Below are 14,623 nucleotides of genomic sequence, written 5' to 3'. Positions count from 1 at the left end.
TTTCGCTGGGTCGTCACCGGCCTCGATCGACCCGCACGTTTCGCATCGTGCCTGGTCGATCTGGGGATAGCGCCGAGTTTGTGGACAACTGCACCTGAAACCGCCGGTCGGGGTTGCCGACGGACCGGGACCGACGTCGTGGGGCGTGAGGATGGCGCCATGCCACCGAATCGTTGTCGCCCGCTCGCCCCGTCGGCCCTGCTCACCGCCATCCCCGGATTGCTCGGCTTCATCCCGGACCGCTCGCTGGTCTTCGTCGCATTCGGCGAACACCCTCAGGTCGTGCGCACCACGATCCGCCACGATCTCGTCCTCGACGACGACGGCACGCTGGTGCCCGGCCTGATCGAGGTCCTCGCCGACCTTGGGGAGATCTGTATCCGCAACGACGTACGCGCGGTCGTCGCCGTGATCGCCGACGACCGATACCCGCCCGGCGACCGCCGCTACCGTGAGGTGTGCGTCGAGGCCGACAAGCACTTCGCCGGCGTCGGCGGGGTGAGCGTCGGGTTCGTGGTCCCCGCATTCGCCGATGGCGCCGCCTGGCGGATGGTGTGGGAGTCGCGCGTGCGGCCGGTCGACGCCGCGGCGTCGACCCGGACGGTGCCGGTCGCCCGCACGGCGCCGATCCGCGGCCGGCTCGCCGACCCGCACAGCAGCCCGACGGCCATCCACCACGCCGTGAAGACCGGCCGCCGCGTGCTCGAAAAGCGTTCGGACATGGAGGAAATGCTCACACCGCTGCCGCACTGCGCCGGTCCGCACCGGGAGCCGGCCGACGACACCGCGGTCTACGACGATGCCGGTCTGCTGCGGGCACTGCTCGATCAGGTGATCGCCATCGGGGATCCGGGACGGCACACCCCATCCGATCTGCGGCTCGACTGTGCGACCACCGGCATGCTCGCCTACGCCGTCACCCGGCTACCCGTGCGCGATGCCGCACTCTCCCTCGCGGTGACCGCATTCCGGCATCAGGCCGAGACACTGTGGCGTGAACTGGCCCGGCGGCTGACCGGTTCGGCGCGCGCCAGTGCGGCGACGATGCTTGCCCACCTGCACTACATCGGCGGCGAGGGCGGGTACGCCGGCGTCGCCCTGGACTGTGCGCTGTCGGCGGACCCGGACTGGTCCCTGGCCGTGTTGCTCGACCGCGCACTCAGCGGTGGCCTGCCGCCTCGCATGCTGTGGGAGATGCTTGACGACAGCTACGACACGGCCAAGCGACTGGGCGTGCCCATCCCGCAGCCGATCTCCGAACTCGAGGTCAGCTGAGCCGGTCGGGGCCGGTCGGGCCGGGTGAGGATCGGGAAGTACTCAGACCTTTTCCACGAACACCGAGTGCGCCATCTCGCGGGAGACGACGAGCCCGTCGTGGCCCGGCGAGGTGACCACGGTGTTCGCGGTGCTCACGGTCACCGTGACGCGCGCGTTCGGCACCACCCCGGCCTCCCGCAGCTCGCCGATCAGCGCGTGGTCGGACTGTGCGTGCTCGGAGAGGCGTCGGACGACGACCGCCACCGGCTCACCCTGAGGGAGATCGGCGAGGCGTGTCGAACCGTCGGTGACGGGAGCCTGTGGTGCACCGAGCAGCTCGAGCCCGGGGATCGGGTTGCCGTACGGCGAGGTGGTCGGGTTGTCGAGGACGGTGAGCAGCCGCCGCTCGACGTTCTCGCTCATCACGTGCTCCCACCGGCAGGCCTCGTCGTGCACTTCTTCCCAGGGCATACCGATGATGTCGACCAGCAGTCGTTCGGCCAGGCGATGCTTGCGCATCACCGAGACGGCGAGCTCGCGTCCCTTCTCGGTGAGTTCGAGGTGGCGGTCGCCGGCGACCCGCAGGAGGCCGTCACGCTCCATACGGGCGACCGTCTGGGACACGGTCGGGCCACTCTGCTCCAGACGCTCCGCGATACGGGCCCGGAGCGGGACGATCCCTTCCTCCTCGAGGTCGTAGATCGTCCGCAGATACATCTCTGTGGTGTCGACCAGATCATTCACTGTGCGCAGTCCCTTCGTCAGTGACAAGGGTACCCTGACCTGGCCGGGACAACCGATGTCCGCCTGGCGATGTCGCGTGGTGCGGGTGCGTGTCTTGCCGTGCCGCACCGAGTGCGGCGAACGTCACCCCTCGGCGCGGCGAGGCACGAGGGCATGTCTCCCAATTCCCTTTGCGGGTCTTGGCGGCTCGTTGGCCCTCTGGCGGCGTTGTCGTCGGTCACGATAGCTGCCGCTATCGCTCCCTCCTCCGCCTTGCCAGAGAACCAACGACTCCGCCAATTCCTCGCAGTGGAATTGAGAGACATGCCCTAGCCTGAGATGGTGGCGAGGAAGAACAGCGACGAGGCGGCGGCGGTCATCTGGAGCGAGGACTTCCTGTCCTACAAGTGGGCGCACGAACATCCGATGAATCCGGTCCGACTGGCCCTCACCATGACCCTGGCGCAGAGCCTCGGAATCCTCGACGGCGTGGACACCCGGGCGCCCCTGCTCCTCGACGATTCGGCGCTCACCGGGATCCATTCGATCGAGTACATCGACGCGGTGCGGGCCGTCGGGTCGGGGTCCGCGTCGCTGTCGGGGCCGCTGCTCGAGCGCCTGTTCGGACTCGGCGACGCCGACAACCCGGTGTTCGAGGGCATGCACGAGGCCGCCCGACTGCTCGTCGGCGGAACGCTGGCCGCGGTCCAGGCGGTGGCGAGCGGTTCGGTGCGCCGCGCGGTGAACATCGGCGGCGGGATGCATCACGCGATGCGATCGCGCGCGGCCGGCTTCTGCATCTACAACGACTGCGCGGTAGCGATCCAGTGGCTGCTCGACAACGGGTACGACCGGGTCGCCTATATCGACATCGACGCCCATCACGGCGACGGCGTGCAGGTCGCGTTCGTCGACGATCCGCGGGTACTGACGGTGTCGGTGCACCAGCATCCGGCGACGCTGTGGCCGGGCACCGGATGGCCCACCGAGATCGGCAACGACGCGGCGCAGGGCACCGCGGTCAACATCGCACTCATGCCCGACACCACCGACCGGCTCTGGTTGCGGGCGTTCAACGCGGTCGTCCCGTCGGTGCTCGAGCAGTTCCGGCCGCAGATCCTGATCGGCCAATGCGGGGTGGACAGCCATCGCGCGGATCCTCTGACGGATCTGGGACTCACCGTCGAGGGTCAGCGCGCGGCGATGCAGGCGCTGCGCGGGTTCGCCGAGAAATACTGCGACGGACGGTGGGTGGCCGTCGGGGGCGGCGGATACGGGGTGATCAACGTCGTACCCCGCAGCTGGACGCACCTGATCGCGACGGTGCTCGACCGCGACATCGACGTCAACACCAAGATCGACGAATCCTGGTGTGCCACAGCCGAACAGGTGTCCGAGCAGATCTACGCCGAGTATTCGCAACCGCCGGTGGGGGTGATGGGCGACGGTGGCGACGTGTCCTACGTCCCGTGGGACGGCGACACCGGACAACAGCCGCCGGAGGGTATCGCCGAATCCGCGCAACGCCAGACCGATCGCGCCATCCTGGCCACTCGCCGCGCCATCTACCCGCTGCACGGTCTCGACCCGGAGGACCCCCGTGACTGAACAGGACCAGGTGACCGAACAGGACCAGCGGACCAAGACCGCCGATCAGGATTCGACCTCGACCTCGACGCCGCAGGGCCCGCCGACGGCCACGACCCCGGACGGGCATCCGTCGCGTGAACCATGGGATTATCCGCGCCACTGGATCGCCGACGTCCTGGCCTCCGACGGCGGTGTGGTGCATCTGCGGCCGATCGTCCCCGACGACGCCGACCGGGTGGTCGCCTTCCACGGCCGCCTGTCCGAGCGGACCCGCTACATGCGCTACTTCGGGCCCACGCCGACGCTGCCGCCGCGCGAGGTGGCGCGGATGACGACCGTCGACTACCAGAAGCGGGTCGCGATCGTCGCAGTGCTCGGCGGCGAGATCATCGCGATCGGACTCTACGAGGGCCTCGGGTTCGACGGAAAGCCGGAATCGGCGGAGGTGGCGTTCGTCGTCGCCGACGACCATCAGGGCCGTGGGCTCGGACCGATTCTGCTCGAACATCTCGCGGGAATCGCCGCGGAGAACGGGTTCACCCGGTTCGAGGCCGAGGTGCTCAGCGAGAACCCCAACATGGTCGCGGTGTTCCGCGACGCGGGCTATCAACTGTCGCGCAGCTTCGACGGCAGCACCGTGCACGTGGAGTTCCTCATCGACCCCACCGAGGCCTTGCTCTCGGTGCGCAACGCGCGCGAACGCGCGTCGGAGGCACGCAGCGTCGCGAACCTGCTGCGGCCGACATCGGTCGCGGTGATCGGCGCCTCGACGGACCCCAAGAAGGTCGGCAACGCGCTGCTCGCCAACATCATCGCCGGTGGTTTCACCGGCCCGGTGTACCCGGTGAACGGCCCGGCCCACGAGGTCGACGGCGACGAACTGGGCGATGAGGGCGACGACGGTGCCCAGCCCGACCACGACGCACATCATCACGGACACGGACACGGACACGGCCCCGGGCCGCAGCGGCGGACGACACCGGCGGAGCGCCGCTCCCATCCCCGCCCGCCGTCGGTGCGCGGCATCCGCGCCTACCGCACGGTCCGTGACATTCCCGACCCGGTGGATCTGGCGGTGGTCGCGGTGCCCGCCGAGATCGTCGGCGCGGTCCTCGACGACTGTCTGGTCAAGGGCGTCCGCACCCTGGTGGTCGTGTCGTCGGGGTTCGGCGAGAGCGGCGAGGCCGGCCTGGAAAGCGAACACCGGCTGCTCGAACAGGTCCGCGAACACGGCATGCGCCTGGTCGGACCGAACGCGCTCGGCGTGGCCAACAACGATCCCACGATCGCGCTCAACGCCACGCTCGCACCGCGGATCCCCGCCGAAGGACGGGTGGGCTTCTTCTGCCAGTCCGGCGCGCTGGGCATCGCCATCCTCGACACCGCGGCCCGACGGCAGATCGGACTGTCGACCTTCGTCTCCGCCGGAAACCGCGCCGACGTTTCCGGCAACGACCTGCTGCAGTACTGGGACACCGACACCACCACCGACGTGGTCCTGCTCTACCTGGAGAGTTTCGGTAATCCGCGCAAGTTCTCCCGGATCGCGCGGCGCGTGTCGCGGTCCAAACCCATCGTCGCGGTCAAGTCGGGGAAAGGGGCGATGACCGCCGCGCGGCGCGCCCGCACCTCGGCCGCCAGCCTCGACGACCAGATCGCGCAGATGGTGCTCGCCCAGGCGGGTGTCATCCAGGTCGACACCATCTCCGAACTCTTCGACTGTGCGACGATCTTCGCCCATCAGCCGCTACCGCGCGGCCCGCGCACCCGGATCATCGGCAACTCGTCGGTGTTGGGGAGTCTGGCCGCCGATACCGCGCGTGGTGGGGGACTCGAGGTCACCGAGACGATCGATCTCGGTGCCGGGGCGACCGAGGACGAGTTCGAGGCGGCGGTGACCGAGGCGATGGCCGATCCCGGCGTGGACGCTGTGCTGGTCGTGTTCGTCCCGCCGGTCGCCGTTGACGCCGACTGGCATGCGCGCGCGTTGATGGCGGCGGCGAACTCCCCGACCGCCGACGGCCCGAAACCGATCGTGACGACCTTCCTCGCCGTCGAGGGCATCCCGCCCGGACTGATGAAGCCCGGACCGAACGGCATGCCGGTGCGTGGGTCGATCCCCTCCTACGGCAGTCCCGAACGTGCCGCGATCGCGCTGACCCGGGCCTGGCAGTACGCCCGGTGGTGTGAGCGTCCCGAATCGGAGGTCCACCGGCCCGACGGCACGGACCCGGAGGCCGCGCGGATGTTCGTGCGTGAGGCCATGGCCGGTGTCGGTGACGGCGATGGCGTCCACCTCGGTCATGTCGAGTCGGCGACGATCCTGGGCTGGTACGGGATCCCCGTCGTGCCGTTCCGTGAGGTCACCACGATGCACGAGGCCTCCGCGGCGGCCCGCGAACTCGGGTTCCCGGTCGCGGTCAAGGCGACCTCGGAGACCTGGCGTGGTCGCCTCGACCGGGAGGGTGCGCGCCTGGATCTGCCCGACGCGACGGCCGTGATCACCGCGTTCACCGAGCTCGGGGAACTCACCGGCGATGCCGTCCTGCACGTGCAGAAGATGGCACCGAAGGGGATCGGCACCGTGATCAGCGTGCGGGATGACCCCTCGTTCGGCTCGCTGATCTCTTTCGGGCTGTCCGGGCGCACCTTCGACCTGCTCGGCGACCGTGGCTACCGGGCGATCCCGCTGTCACCGCTCGACGCGGCCGAGCTGATCGACGAACCGAAGTCGGCCCCACTGCTCGGCGGATACGCGGGCGAACCACCGGTGGACCGGGACGCGCTCACCGACCTGCTGCTGCGGATCTCGACCCTCGTCGAGGACATCCCGGAGGTCCGCGAGGTGGTCTGCGATCCGATCCTGGCGTCTCCCGACGGGGCCGGGGTACTCAACGCCCAGATACGGCTCGGCCCGGTGCCCACACGTGCGGACACCGGACCGAGGCGGCTGGGTTAGATCTGGGGCGTGCCCTGATCAGCTGGCGTAGGCGCGCAGACGCTCGGCGCGCTCGCCCTGGCGCAGCTTGTTCATGACCTCACGTTCGATCTGGCGGACCCGCTCGCGCGAGAGCCCGAACATGCGGCCGATCTGGTCGAGCGTGCGCGGCTGACCGTCGTCGAGGCCGTAGCGCATGCGGATCACCTGCTGTTCGCGTTCGTCGAGGGTGGCGAGCACCGCGCGGACGTCGGAGTGCAGCAGGCCGGCGATCACGGCGTTCTCCGCGGAGGTGCCTTCCGCGTCCTCGATGAAGTCGCCGAGCGGTGCCTCCTCGTCGTTGCCGACCGGCATGTCGAGGCTGACCGGGTCGCGGCTGTGGTCGAGCAGGTCCGCGATCTTCTCCGCCGGGATTCCCGACTCGTTGGCGAGCTCGTCGTCGGTGGCCTCACGACCGAGCTGCTGATGCAGCTCCCGCTTGATCCGCGCCAGCTTGTTCACCTGTTCCACCAGGTGGACGGGCAGACGGATGGTGCGGCTCTGGTCGGCCATACCGCGGGTGATGGCCTGCCGAATCCACCACGTGGCGTACGTGGAGAACTTGAAGCCCTTCGCATAGTCGAACTTCTCCATCGCGCGGATCAGGCCCAGGTTGCCCTCCTGGATGAGATCCAGCAACGGCATGCCGCGACCGGTGTAGCGCTTGGCCAGCGAAACAACCAGCCGGAGGTTGGCCTCCAACAGGTGGGCTCGCGCGTACTCGCCCTCGCGGACGATGATCGCCAGGTCCCTCTTACGCGTCGCTGACAACCGCTTACGGGTCTCCAGGACATGCTTGGCGTAGAGACCGGCCTCGATCTGCTTGGCGAGTTCGACCTCCTGCTCGGCATTGAGCAGGGCGGTCCGTCCGATCCCGTTGAGATAGACGCGGACGAGATCGGAGGCCGGAGACTGCGCGTCGAGATCTTGTTCGGTCATCGCGGGGCGGGTACCGGTGCGCGTGGCGTCGTCGGCACCTTCAATCGTCGTGGTCGGGCGTGCAACTGTCGAGCGTGACATACGGCCTCCTGACTTCGAGTGCGTTCACGTGGTTCAACGCCCACCGCAGGGGGAAAGTTCCCGGCGTGCCCGGGGGAGCCGTCCGCGCGAAGTCGCCTGACCTGCGACTTTTCCGCCGGATGCGCCAGACTAGATGAGAAGTTGCTGAGAGTGCTACGACCAGATGGTCGACGGGTCAGCGGGCGTCCTGCCCGGGATCCCCAGGCGTGGGTTCGACGGTGGAATCCACGATGCGCGGCTCCACTGCGCGGTGAGTCGAGTCCAGCGCCGACGGCCCGACGACGCCGTGATCGGCGCCGTACATGTAGTGCGGGACCTCGCCACGTTTACGCGGTGGACGGTCGTTGGCGATCAGCACCGCGATCCAGGGCAGCGGGATCGACGCGGCCACGATCGCCAGCGCGAGCAGGCCCGAACCGGTGGAGCTGTAGACGATGCCGGCGATGATGAGCGCGGGCACCCGGAATGCCATCAGGGTGAGGTATTTGCGCACCCGCGCGCGCTGCTGATCCTCGAGCGACTCCTGCGCATCGGTGATCAGGAAGGTCTCGTGCGCACGGTCGCCGTGCTGACGGTCGCCGTGGAGACGGGCGCCGGAAGAACCGGTGCCGCCGCGTGCCCCCGTCCCGTCGTCACCCATGCCTCCACTGTCCCACTTTCGGGCGAGGATTGCATCGTCGGTCCGGTGGCGCACAATGGTGGGCATGGGAACACAGACGATCGAGCCCCCGGACCTCGACGAACGGACCGATGTCGACGAGCGGCCCGACGCCGACAGCACCGACCAGGGGGATGACGACCGCCCCAAGTTCTTCCACTACGTCAAGAAGGACAGGATCGCCGAGAGCGCCGTGATGGGCACCTACGTCGTCGCCCTGTGCGGCGAGACGTTCCCGGTCACCCGCTCGGCGAAGCCGGGATCGCCGGTGTGTCCGAAGTGCAAGAAGATCTACAGCCGGATGCGCAAGGCCTGACCCGCACGTCAGGGCGCCGGGCGGCGCCCGTCGCGTGACTCTGGCGGTGCGGGAGCCTCGATGCCGGGTCGGGTCCGGCGGATCGGCCCGGACGCGAGGCGATCCGGCAGGCTACGCAGCTGACCGGTGATGTCGGAGGTCTGGGACGCCACCCAGTAGCGCACCTGGGTCGAGGCCGACGGTTTGGCCGGCCACATCGACTGGATCGCGGCGTTGAACTCGGCTCCGACCACGATCGCGAACCCGAGGAAGTACATGAACAGCAGGAACGCGATCGGCGTCGCCAGCGCGCCGTAGGTGTACCCGGCCCGGGTGATGGCGGCGAGATAGATGCGCAGGATGTAGCTGGCCACCCAGAAGAAGATCCCCGCGACGACGGCGCCGCCGACGAGCCGATGCCAGGGCAGGGGATTCGGCAGCGCCAGGTGGTACAGGGTGGTCAGCACGATCAGCAGCAGCGCGGCGACGAACGGGAAGTAGCCGTAATTGATCAGGTTGGTGATCAGTGGGTCCCACGAATCCGGCACGATCTCGCGCAGATAATTCGGTCCCAGCGCCACCAGCGGGAGCAGAAAGACCGACACGACGAGAAACGCGATGTAGAGCAGCAACGCGAAGATCCGCTGCCACACGGGGTTACGGACCTGATGCTGGTCGTGGGCGCGCACGATGGACGCGACGAAACAGGAAACGGCCGCAGACCCCGCCCACAACGACAGCACGAAACCGATCGAGACCACCCCGATCCTGCCTCGGCTCAGCACGTTGTCCAGGGTCGGCCGGATGATGTCGGTGACGACGTTCTCGGAGAACGTGCGATCGGCCAGGGCGAGCAGCCGGGCGTAGATCACGTCGACGGTGTCCGGGCCGAACCAGCCGGCGACATAGCCGAGGCTACCGAGCAGTCCGAGCACGAGCGGGGGCAGCGACAGCGCCTGCCAGAAGGCGGCCTGCGCCGCCCACCCGACCACTCCGTCGTCCCACGACTTCTTGATCGTGCGCCACACCACCCGATGCAGATTGGGCAGGACCGCAGGACCCGGCGCGAAGCCGACGTCGTCGGCCGGGTCGTACCGTCCGTCGTCGTCGCGTCCCGCCCGTGTAATGGCGGGCACGGCGGCCGGGGGTGGCGGTGGCGCGGTGCCGGATGTGGGGCCGATGGGGACCGTCGTCGCGTCCGGCTCCGGGTGGGCGCCCACAGGCTCCCTCGGGTACGCTGCACCGGCCGACGACGGGTCGTCCTCGGTGATCGGTACAGGGTTGCGGTTTCGACTGCCTATGGCTCTAGCATCCCTGATCACGCGCCGAAAAGTGGAAACGGGTGTATCGAGCGCGTCGGGGTGGGCTGATCCGTGCGCGTCCCGGTAGCATGTCCCGGGGTCCCCTCGGGTATGCGAACCGACGCGTGATTGCGTGCACGGGGGATGTCTCATGCCCGAGAGTGATGTCAGGAGCGATGCAGGAGTGACCTCAGCAGCCGACGACGTTGCCATCCCGGCCGGGCCCCCGCTGCGCGCGTGGCAGCGCCGTGCCCTCACGAGATATCTGACGCGTCGTCCCGTCGACTTCCTCGCGGTCGCCACGCCGGGTGCGGGTAAGACGACCTTCGGGCTGCGGGTGGCGCGGGAACTGCTCGACGATCGCACCGTCGAGCAGATCGCCGTCGTGACACCGACCGAACACCTCAAACATCAGTGGGCCGAGGCCGCCGCGCGCGTCGGTATCGCGCTGGACTCCCGATTCAGCAACTCCACCGGCCAGACCAGCTCGGACTATCACGGGGTCGCTCTCACTTACGCCCAGGTCGCGGCGCACCCGTCCCGGCACCGGGTGCGCACCGAGAACCGTCGTACGCTGGTGATCCTCGATGAGATCCATCACGGTGGGGACGCCAAGTCGTGGGGTGACGCGATCCGCGAGGCGTTCTCCGATGCCACCCGGAGACTCGCGCTGACCGGGACCCCGTTCCGCTCCGACGACTCACCGATCCCGTTCGTGACCTACGAACCCGAAGAGGGCGGGGTCCTGCGATCGAAGGCCGATCACACCTACGGCTACGCCGACGCGCTCGCCGACGGCGTCGTCCGCCCGGTGGTCTTCCTCGCCTACAGCGGTCAGGCGAGCTGGCGTACCAGCGCCGGCGAGGAGTTCACCGCCCGCCTCGGCGAACCGCTGTCGGCCGAGCACACCGCGCGCGCCTGGCGCACCGCGCTCGATCCGCACGGCGACTGGATTCCCGCGGTCCTGGAGGCTGCGCACACACGACTGCGGCAACTGCGAGCCGGAGGTGTCCCCGACGCCGGTGGCCTGGTCATCGCGACCGATCAGACCACCGCCCGCGACTATGCGGATCTGCTGCGATCGATCAGCGGTCAGAAGGTTACCCTGGTGCTGTCCGACGACCCCAAGTCGTCGTCGCGGATCGCCGAGTTCTCCGCGTCCGGCGACGAGTGGATGGTCGCGGTCCGGATGGTGTCCGAAGGCGTAGACGTGCCGCGGCTCGCGGTCGGCGTCTATGCCACCAGCGCATCGACCCCCCTGTTCTTCGCGCAAGCCATCGGGCGTTTCGTGCGGTCGCGCCGGCCGGGGGAGACCGCGAGCGTCTTCCTGCCGTCGGTGCCGGTTCTGCTGAATCTGGCCAGCCAGATGGAGGCCGAACGCGATCACGTACTGGGTAAACCCCACCGAGATCCCGACGGCCTCGACGATGCGCTGCTCACCGACGCCAACAAGCAGAAGGACGAGCCCGGCGAGGAGGAGAAGACCTTCCAGTCGCTTCATGCCGACGCCGAACTCGACCAGGTGATCTTCGACGGTGCCTCGTTCGGGACCGCGACCTTCGCCGGCAGCGACGAGGAGGCGGACTACCTCGGACTGCCCGGGTTGCTCGACCCCGACCAGATGCGCGAGCTGCTGCGTAAGCGGCAGGCCGAGCAGGTGTCGCAGCGTTCGGCGGTGGGTGCCCGTTCCCCGGAACCCGCCCCGGCCCCGCCGTCGTCGACGGGGGAGAACCTGCACGCGTTACGCAAGGAGCTCAATACGCTCGTCGCGCTGCACCACCACCGCACCGGGAAACCCCACGGCATGGTGCACAACGAACTGCGGACCCGCCTGGGCGGACCGCCGACGGCGCTGGCGACCGCCGATCAGCTCAAGGAGCGGATCGCGGCCCTGCGCGAGTGGCGCTGACCCCGTCTGCAACGACAACACCCCTGCAACGACGACGACCCGGCCGGAAGCCCGGCCGGGTCGTCGTGTGCTCGTGCGCTCAGACCAGTTCGCCTGCGGACTCCACAACGGTCGCGGACATCTCGACCAGCTTGGCCTCGTGCTCGTTGAAGTGGTGACGGCAGAAGAGAAGTTCCCCGCCGGCGGGCAGTAGGGCCCGTAGCTTGGCAGCCGCGCCGCAGCGGTCACAGCGGTCGGCAGCGGTGAGCGGCATATAGATCGGGGGTGTGGTGGCGGTTTCTGACATGATTCCTCCGTCCCGGTCCGGCGTGGGCGTCGTTGCCGGTCGCCTTTCCCTTCGTGAGCCGACACATCGGTCTGATGCGTCACCCTCACCCTGTCAGACGTTCCGGGGTTTCGTATTGTTCCGCGCGCCTCCCGGGTGTGTCGTCACTCACCGTTAACACGGCGCGTGTCGTCGGCAACACCGTCTCACCTGGGCGTTACGGGAAGTGCGATCTCGATCACAGTGCGTCGGTCGGTTCGGGTCGTCCCTCGGGCCGGCCTCAGCCCGCCTGAACCGCGGCGGCCGTCGCGACTTCACGTTCCTCGCGGACGCGGGTCACCGCATCCGACGACTCGTTCTCACGGTCGCGCAGGTATTCGCGCAACGAGTAGGCGAACGCTGCCACCCAGACGACGAGGATGACCGTGTAAATGCCCGTGCGCGCCGTGGCGGGCAACTCGATGAGGTCGCTGTGCAGCAACGAACGCGTATTCGTCAGCATGATCAGACCGCCGACCGACGCGCCGAGCAGACGCGGCGGGACGTGGCGCACCAGCCATGCGGCGATCGGCGCGGCGATGACACCGCCGACCAGGATCGCACCCACCCACGCGAAGTTGATGCCCTGCGAACCGAGACTGACCAGAAACCCCAGACTCGCGGCGACGGCGATGATGAACTCGCTGGTGTCGATCGAGCCGATCACCTTACGCGGTTCGAGACGTCCGCTCGCCAGGATCGCCGGGGTCCCGACCGGACCCCAACCGCCGCCGCCGGTCGCGTCGACGAAGCCGGCGACGAGGCCGAGCGGCGACAGGAACCGCTTGCGCAGTGGTTTGCCCAGGTGGTGACGCGGGATGCCGGAGACGGTGAACCGGACCAGGATGTAGGCGCCGAGCAGCAACAGGATGATCGCCATCAGGGGTTTGGCGGCCTCGGTCGACAGATTCGACAGAATCGTCGCGCCGAGGAAGGCGCCGATCGCGCCGGGTACCGCGATGCGGCGGACGACGCGCCAGTCGACGTTGCCGAAACGCCAGTGGGCCACACCGGACACCAGCGTGGTGCCGATCTCGGCGAGGTGGACGGTGGCCGACGCGGCCGCCGGGTTGGTGCCGATGGCCAAGAGCAGGGTCGTGGTGGTCACGCCGTAGGCCATACCGAGGCTGCCGTCCACGAGTTGGGCAGCGAAACCGACGAGGCCGATCAGGACAATGGTGCGCACAGGAGTCTTTCGGATGATCCGTGGCCGGGGGAGCACCTCGACGGGGCTCACACCGGGACCGCGGCGTGGGACGGTGACGGTGAGGGGCCGGCGACGTCGGAAGCTCTTCGACGTCGACAGCGGCCTCGGGGTCAGGGGGCCTCGGGTCAGGGACAGAGCATCGACGCGACCCGCAGGAGGTCGACGATGGGGCGGCTCACCAGCAGGACGCCCGGGTGACTGTCGGAGGATGGCACGGCGCAATCGTACGGAGGAGCGCCGGGATCCCCGACATTGCATCGTGGTTCGGATTCGGGGGGAGTGAAACCTTGACAGACGACACGATCATCTGCCTACTGTGCGGCGTGATCCGAGTCCCGCAGCCGTGCCTGCTCCATCTCATCAGCGAGGCCGACTGGTCGCAGGCCGTCGCAACCGACGATTGGGCGCCGGCGGAGTTCGACCGGGACGGCTTCGTCCACCTCTCGGCACCCGGCCAGGTGCACCTGCCGGCCAACCGTATCTTTTCCGGGCGTCACGACCTGCTGCTGCTGATCCTGGACCCTGCCCTCTTGGGGGGCGAGGTACGTTGGGAGCCAGGAGTTTCCGGAGATCCAACGGCGATGCTGTTCCCGCATCTGTACGGGCGGCTGCCGATACGCGCCGTCGTCGAGGCCCGGCCCTATCGGCCGACCCCCGATGGGACGTTTCCTCCCCTGACCACGCGGTGATCAGCTCTCGAGTTGTACTGGTCCGATCGACAAGGAGTCACGCCGGATGCCGACAATCGAAGAAAGCATCGAGATCAACTGCGCGGTGGACAAAGCGTTCGTCTACACCACGGATCCGAGCCGCTGGCCCGATTGGCAGCCCTTCCCGGAGTCGGAGCAGACTTCCCCCGGGCCAGTGGGGAAGGGCTCCACCGCAAAGGGGACAATCCGACTGATGGGTGTGACGATGAACTGGACCGGTACGGTCACGGAATACGAACCGAATGGAGTATTCGGCAAGAAGGTCAAATCCGGGCCCCTGGATATCGAAGAGCGAATCACCTTTGAGCCCCGGGCGGAAGGCTCAAGAGTCGCCATCGCATACGACATCGCATTGCCCACGGTCATGAAGCCGTTGTCGCCAATTCTCATGAGCTCCATGCGCACGGCACTTGCGAAGGCGCTGCGCAACCTGAAGTCCAACCTGGAAGCGGCTTCTGCATAGACGACGGGACCCGGCCTGGTTCACCGCATCGACGACGGCGTCGCGATCGCATGGAACTACGGCCGGGCCGGCCCCCAGTCCGGACAGGACCACTTAGTCCAGGTAGTCGCGTAGAACCTGTGACCGGCTCGGGTGCCGGAGTTTTGACATCGTCTTCGACTCGATCTGACGGATACGCTCACGCGTCACGCCGTAGACCTGACCGATCT

General features: G+C 68.3%; 14 protein-coding genes. 7 read left to right on the top strand and 7 right to left on the bottom strand.

Going from position 1 to position 14,623, the window contains the following annotated elements; all coding sequences use genetic code 11:
* Nucleotides 1-159 precede the first annotated feature (159 nt).
* Complete coding sequence (locus GORHZ_RS26120) at nucleotides 160-1,275, top strand: DUF4192 domain-containing protein (protein ID WP_006338416.1); 1,116 nt, start codon at nucleotides 160-162, stop codon at nucleotides 1,273-1,275.
* A 42-nt stretch (nucleotides 1,276-1,317) separates the two neighbouring features.
* Here GORHZ_RS26120 and GORHZ_RS26115 read toward each other — a convergent pair whose 3' ends face one another.
* Nucleotides 1,318-2,001 (bottom strand): iron-dependent transcriptional repressor DtxR, encoded by a 684-nt coding sequence (locus GORHZ_RS26115; RefSeq protein WP_006338415.1) that lies wholly within the window; start codon nucleotides 1,999-2,001, stop codon nucleotides 1,318-1,320.
* A gap of 318 nt (nucleotides 2,002-2,319) precedes the next feature.
* Here GORHZ_RS26115 and GORHZ_RS26110 point away from each other — a divergent pair, with 318 nt between their 5' ends.
* Both GORHZ_RS26110 and GORHZ_RS26105 read left to right on the top strand, forming a co-directional pair.
* Nucleotides 2,320-3,588, top strand: a complete 1,269-nt coding sequence (locus tag GORHZ_RS26110; protein WP_006338414.1) for an acetoin utilization protein AcuC — start codon at nucleotides 2,320-2,322, stop codon at nucleotides 3,586-3,588.
* Nucleotides 3,581-6,529, top strand: coding sequence for a bifunctional acetate--CoA ligase family protein/GNAT family N-acetyltransferase (locus GORHZ_RS26105; RefSeq protein ID WP_006338413.1), 2,949 nt, complete (start codon nucleotides 3,581-3,583; stop codon nucleotides 6,527-6,529). Before GORHZ_RS26110 ends, GORHZ_RS26105 begins: the two co-directional genes overlap by 8 nt.
* An 18-nt stretch (nucleotides 6,530-6,547) precedes the next feature.
* On the opposite strand, the gene GORHZ_RS26100 is transcribed toward GORHZ_RS26105, so the two are convergent.
* Entirely contained in the window at nucleotides 6,548-7,567 is a 1,020-nt protein-coding gene (locus tag GORHZ_RS26100; protein ID WP_006338412.1) for a sigma-70 family RNA polymerase sigma factor, read from the bottom strand.
* Nucleotides 7,568-7,742: 175 nt separating this feature from the next.
* Nucleotides 7,743-8,207, bottom strand: coding sequence for a DUF3099 domain-containing protein (locus tag GORHZ_RS26095; RefSeq protein WP_040533591.1), 465 nt, complete (start codon nucleotides 8,205-8,207; stop codon nucleotides 7,743-7,745).
* 64 nt (nucleotides 8,208-8,271) lie between these two features.
* Between GORHZ_RS26095 and GORHZ_RS26090 the strand changes: the two genes are divergently transcribed.
* Nucleotides 8,272-8,541, top strand: coding sequence for a DUF3039 domain-containing protein (locus tag GORHZ_RS26090; RefSeq protein WP_006338410.1), 270 nt, complete (start codon nucleotides 8,272-8,274; stop codon nucleotides 8,539-8,541).
* A gap of 8 nt (nucleotides 8,542-8,549) precedes the next feature.
* Here the strand turns inward: GORHZ_RS26090 and GORHZ_RS26085 are convergent, their stop codons facing one another.
* On the bottom strand, nucleotides 8,550-9,740 hold the full coding sequence (locus GORHZ_RS26085; protein ID WP_006338409.1) for a YihY/virulence factor BrkB family protein: 1,191 nt from the start codon (nucleotides 9,738-9,740) through the stop codon (nucleotides 8,550-8,552).
* Between the two features lie 232 nt (nucleotides 9,741-9,972).
* Here GORHZ_RS26085 and GORHZ_RS26080 point away from each other — a divergent pair, with 232 nt between their 5' ends.
* Nucleotides 9,973-11,730, top strand: coding sequence for a DEAD/DEAH box helicase (locus GORHZ_RS26080; RefSeq protein ID WP_051999088.1), 1,758 nt, complete (start codon nucleotides 9,973-9,975; stop codon nucleotides 11,728-11,730).
* A gap of 79 nt (nucleotides 11,731-11,809) precedes the next feature.
* Here the strand turns inward: GORHZ_RS26080 and GORHZ_RS26075 are convergent, their stop codons facing one another.
* Nucleotides 11,810-12,016, bottom strand: a complete 207-nt coding sequence (locus GORHZ_RS26075; RefSeq protein ID WP_006338407.1) for a DUF7455 domain-containing protein — start codon at nucleotides 12,014-12,016, stop codon at nucleotides 11,810-11,812.
* Nucleotides 12,017-12,275: 259 nt separating this feature from the next.
* Nucleotides 12,276-13,220 carry a sulfite exporter TauE/SafE family protein gene (locus tag GORHZ_RS26070; RefSeq protein ID WP_006338406.1) on the bottom strand — a complete coding sequence of 315 codons (945 nt, stop codon included), beginning with the start codon at nucleotides 13,218-13,220 and terminating at the stop codon, nucleotides 12,276-12,278.
* Nucleotides 13,221-13,528: 308 nt separating this feature from the next.
* Between GORHZ_RS26070 and GORHZ_RS26065 the strand changes: the two genes are divergently transcribed.
* Complete coding sequence (locus GORHZ_RS26065) at nucleotides 13,529-13,930, top strand: DUF952 domain-containing protein (protein ID WP_373279634.1); 402 nt, start codon at nucleotides 13,529-13,531, stop codon at nucleotides 13,928-13,930.
* 46 nt (nucleotides 13,931-13,976) lie between these two features.
* On the top strand, nucleotides 13,977-14,414 hold the full coding sequence (locus GORHZ_RS26060; protein WP_006338404.1) for an SRPBCC family protein: 438 nt from the start codon (nucleotides 13,977-13,979) through the stop codon (nucleotides 14,412-14,414).
* Nucleotides 14,415-14,507: 93 nt separating this feature from the next.
* Here GORHZ_RS26060 and GORHZ_RS30405 read toward each other — a convergent pair whose 3' ends face one another.
* A complete protein-coding gene (locus GORHZ_RS30405; protein WP_444542629.1) occupies nucleotides 14,508-14,621 on the bottom strand; it encodes a sigma factor-like helix-turn-helix DNA-binding protein in 114 nt (37 codons plus the stop codon).
* Nucleotides 14,622-14,623: the final 2 nt, after the last annotated feature.

The sequence above is a fragment of the Gordonia rhizosphera NBRC 16068 genome (genome assembly GCF_000298195.1).
Taxonomy (GTDB): Bacteria; Actinomycetota; Actinomycetes; order Mycobacteriales; family Mycobacteriaceae; genus Gordonia; species Gordonia rhizosphera.
Note: the sequence above shows the minus strand (reverse complement) of the source record. Positions and strands in the feature narration are given on the sequence as shown.

Coding starts and splice junctions, on each gene's coding strand:
- GORHZ_RS26075 (WP_006338407.1), bottom strand. CDS start 12,016: ATGTCAGAAACCGCCACCACACCCCCGATCTATATGCCGCTCACCGCT.
- GORHZ_RS26080 (WP_051999088.1), top strand. CDS start 9,973: ATGCCCGAGAGTGATGTCAGGAGCGATGCAGGAGTGACCTCAGCAGCC.
- GORHZ_RS26120 (WP_006338416.1), top strand. CDS start 160: ATGCCACCGAATCGTTGTCGCCCGCTCGCCCCGTCGGCCCTGCTCACC.
- GORHZ_RS26090 (WP_006338410.1), top strand. CDS start 8,272: ATGGGAACACAGACGATCGAGCCCCCGGACCTCGACGAACGGACCGAT.
- GORHZ_RS26060 (WP_006338404.1), top strand. CDS start 13,977: ATGCCGACAATCGAAGAAAGCATCGAGATCAACTGCGCGGTGGACAAA.
- GORHZ_RS26110 (WP_006338414.1), top strand. CDS start 2,320: ATGGTGGCGAGGAAGAACAGCGACGAGGCGGCGGCGGTCATCTGGAGC.
- GORHZ_RS26095 (WP_040533591.1), bottom strand. CDS start 8,207: ATGGGTGACGACGGGACGGGGGCACGCGGCGGCACCGGTTCTTCCGGC.
- GORHZ_RS26100 (WP_006338412.1), bottom strand. CDS start 7,567: ATGTCACGCTCGACAGTTGCACGCCCGACCACGACGATTGAAGGTGCC.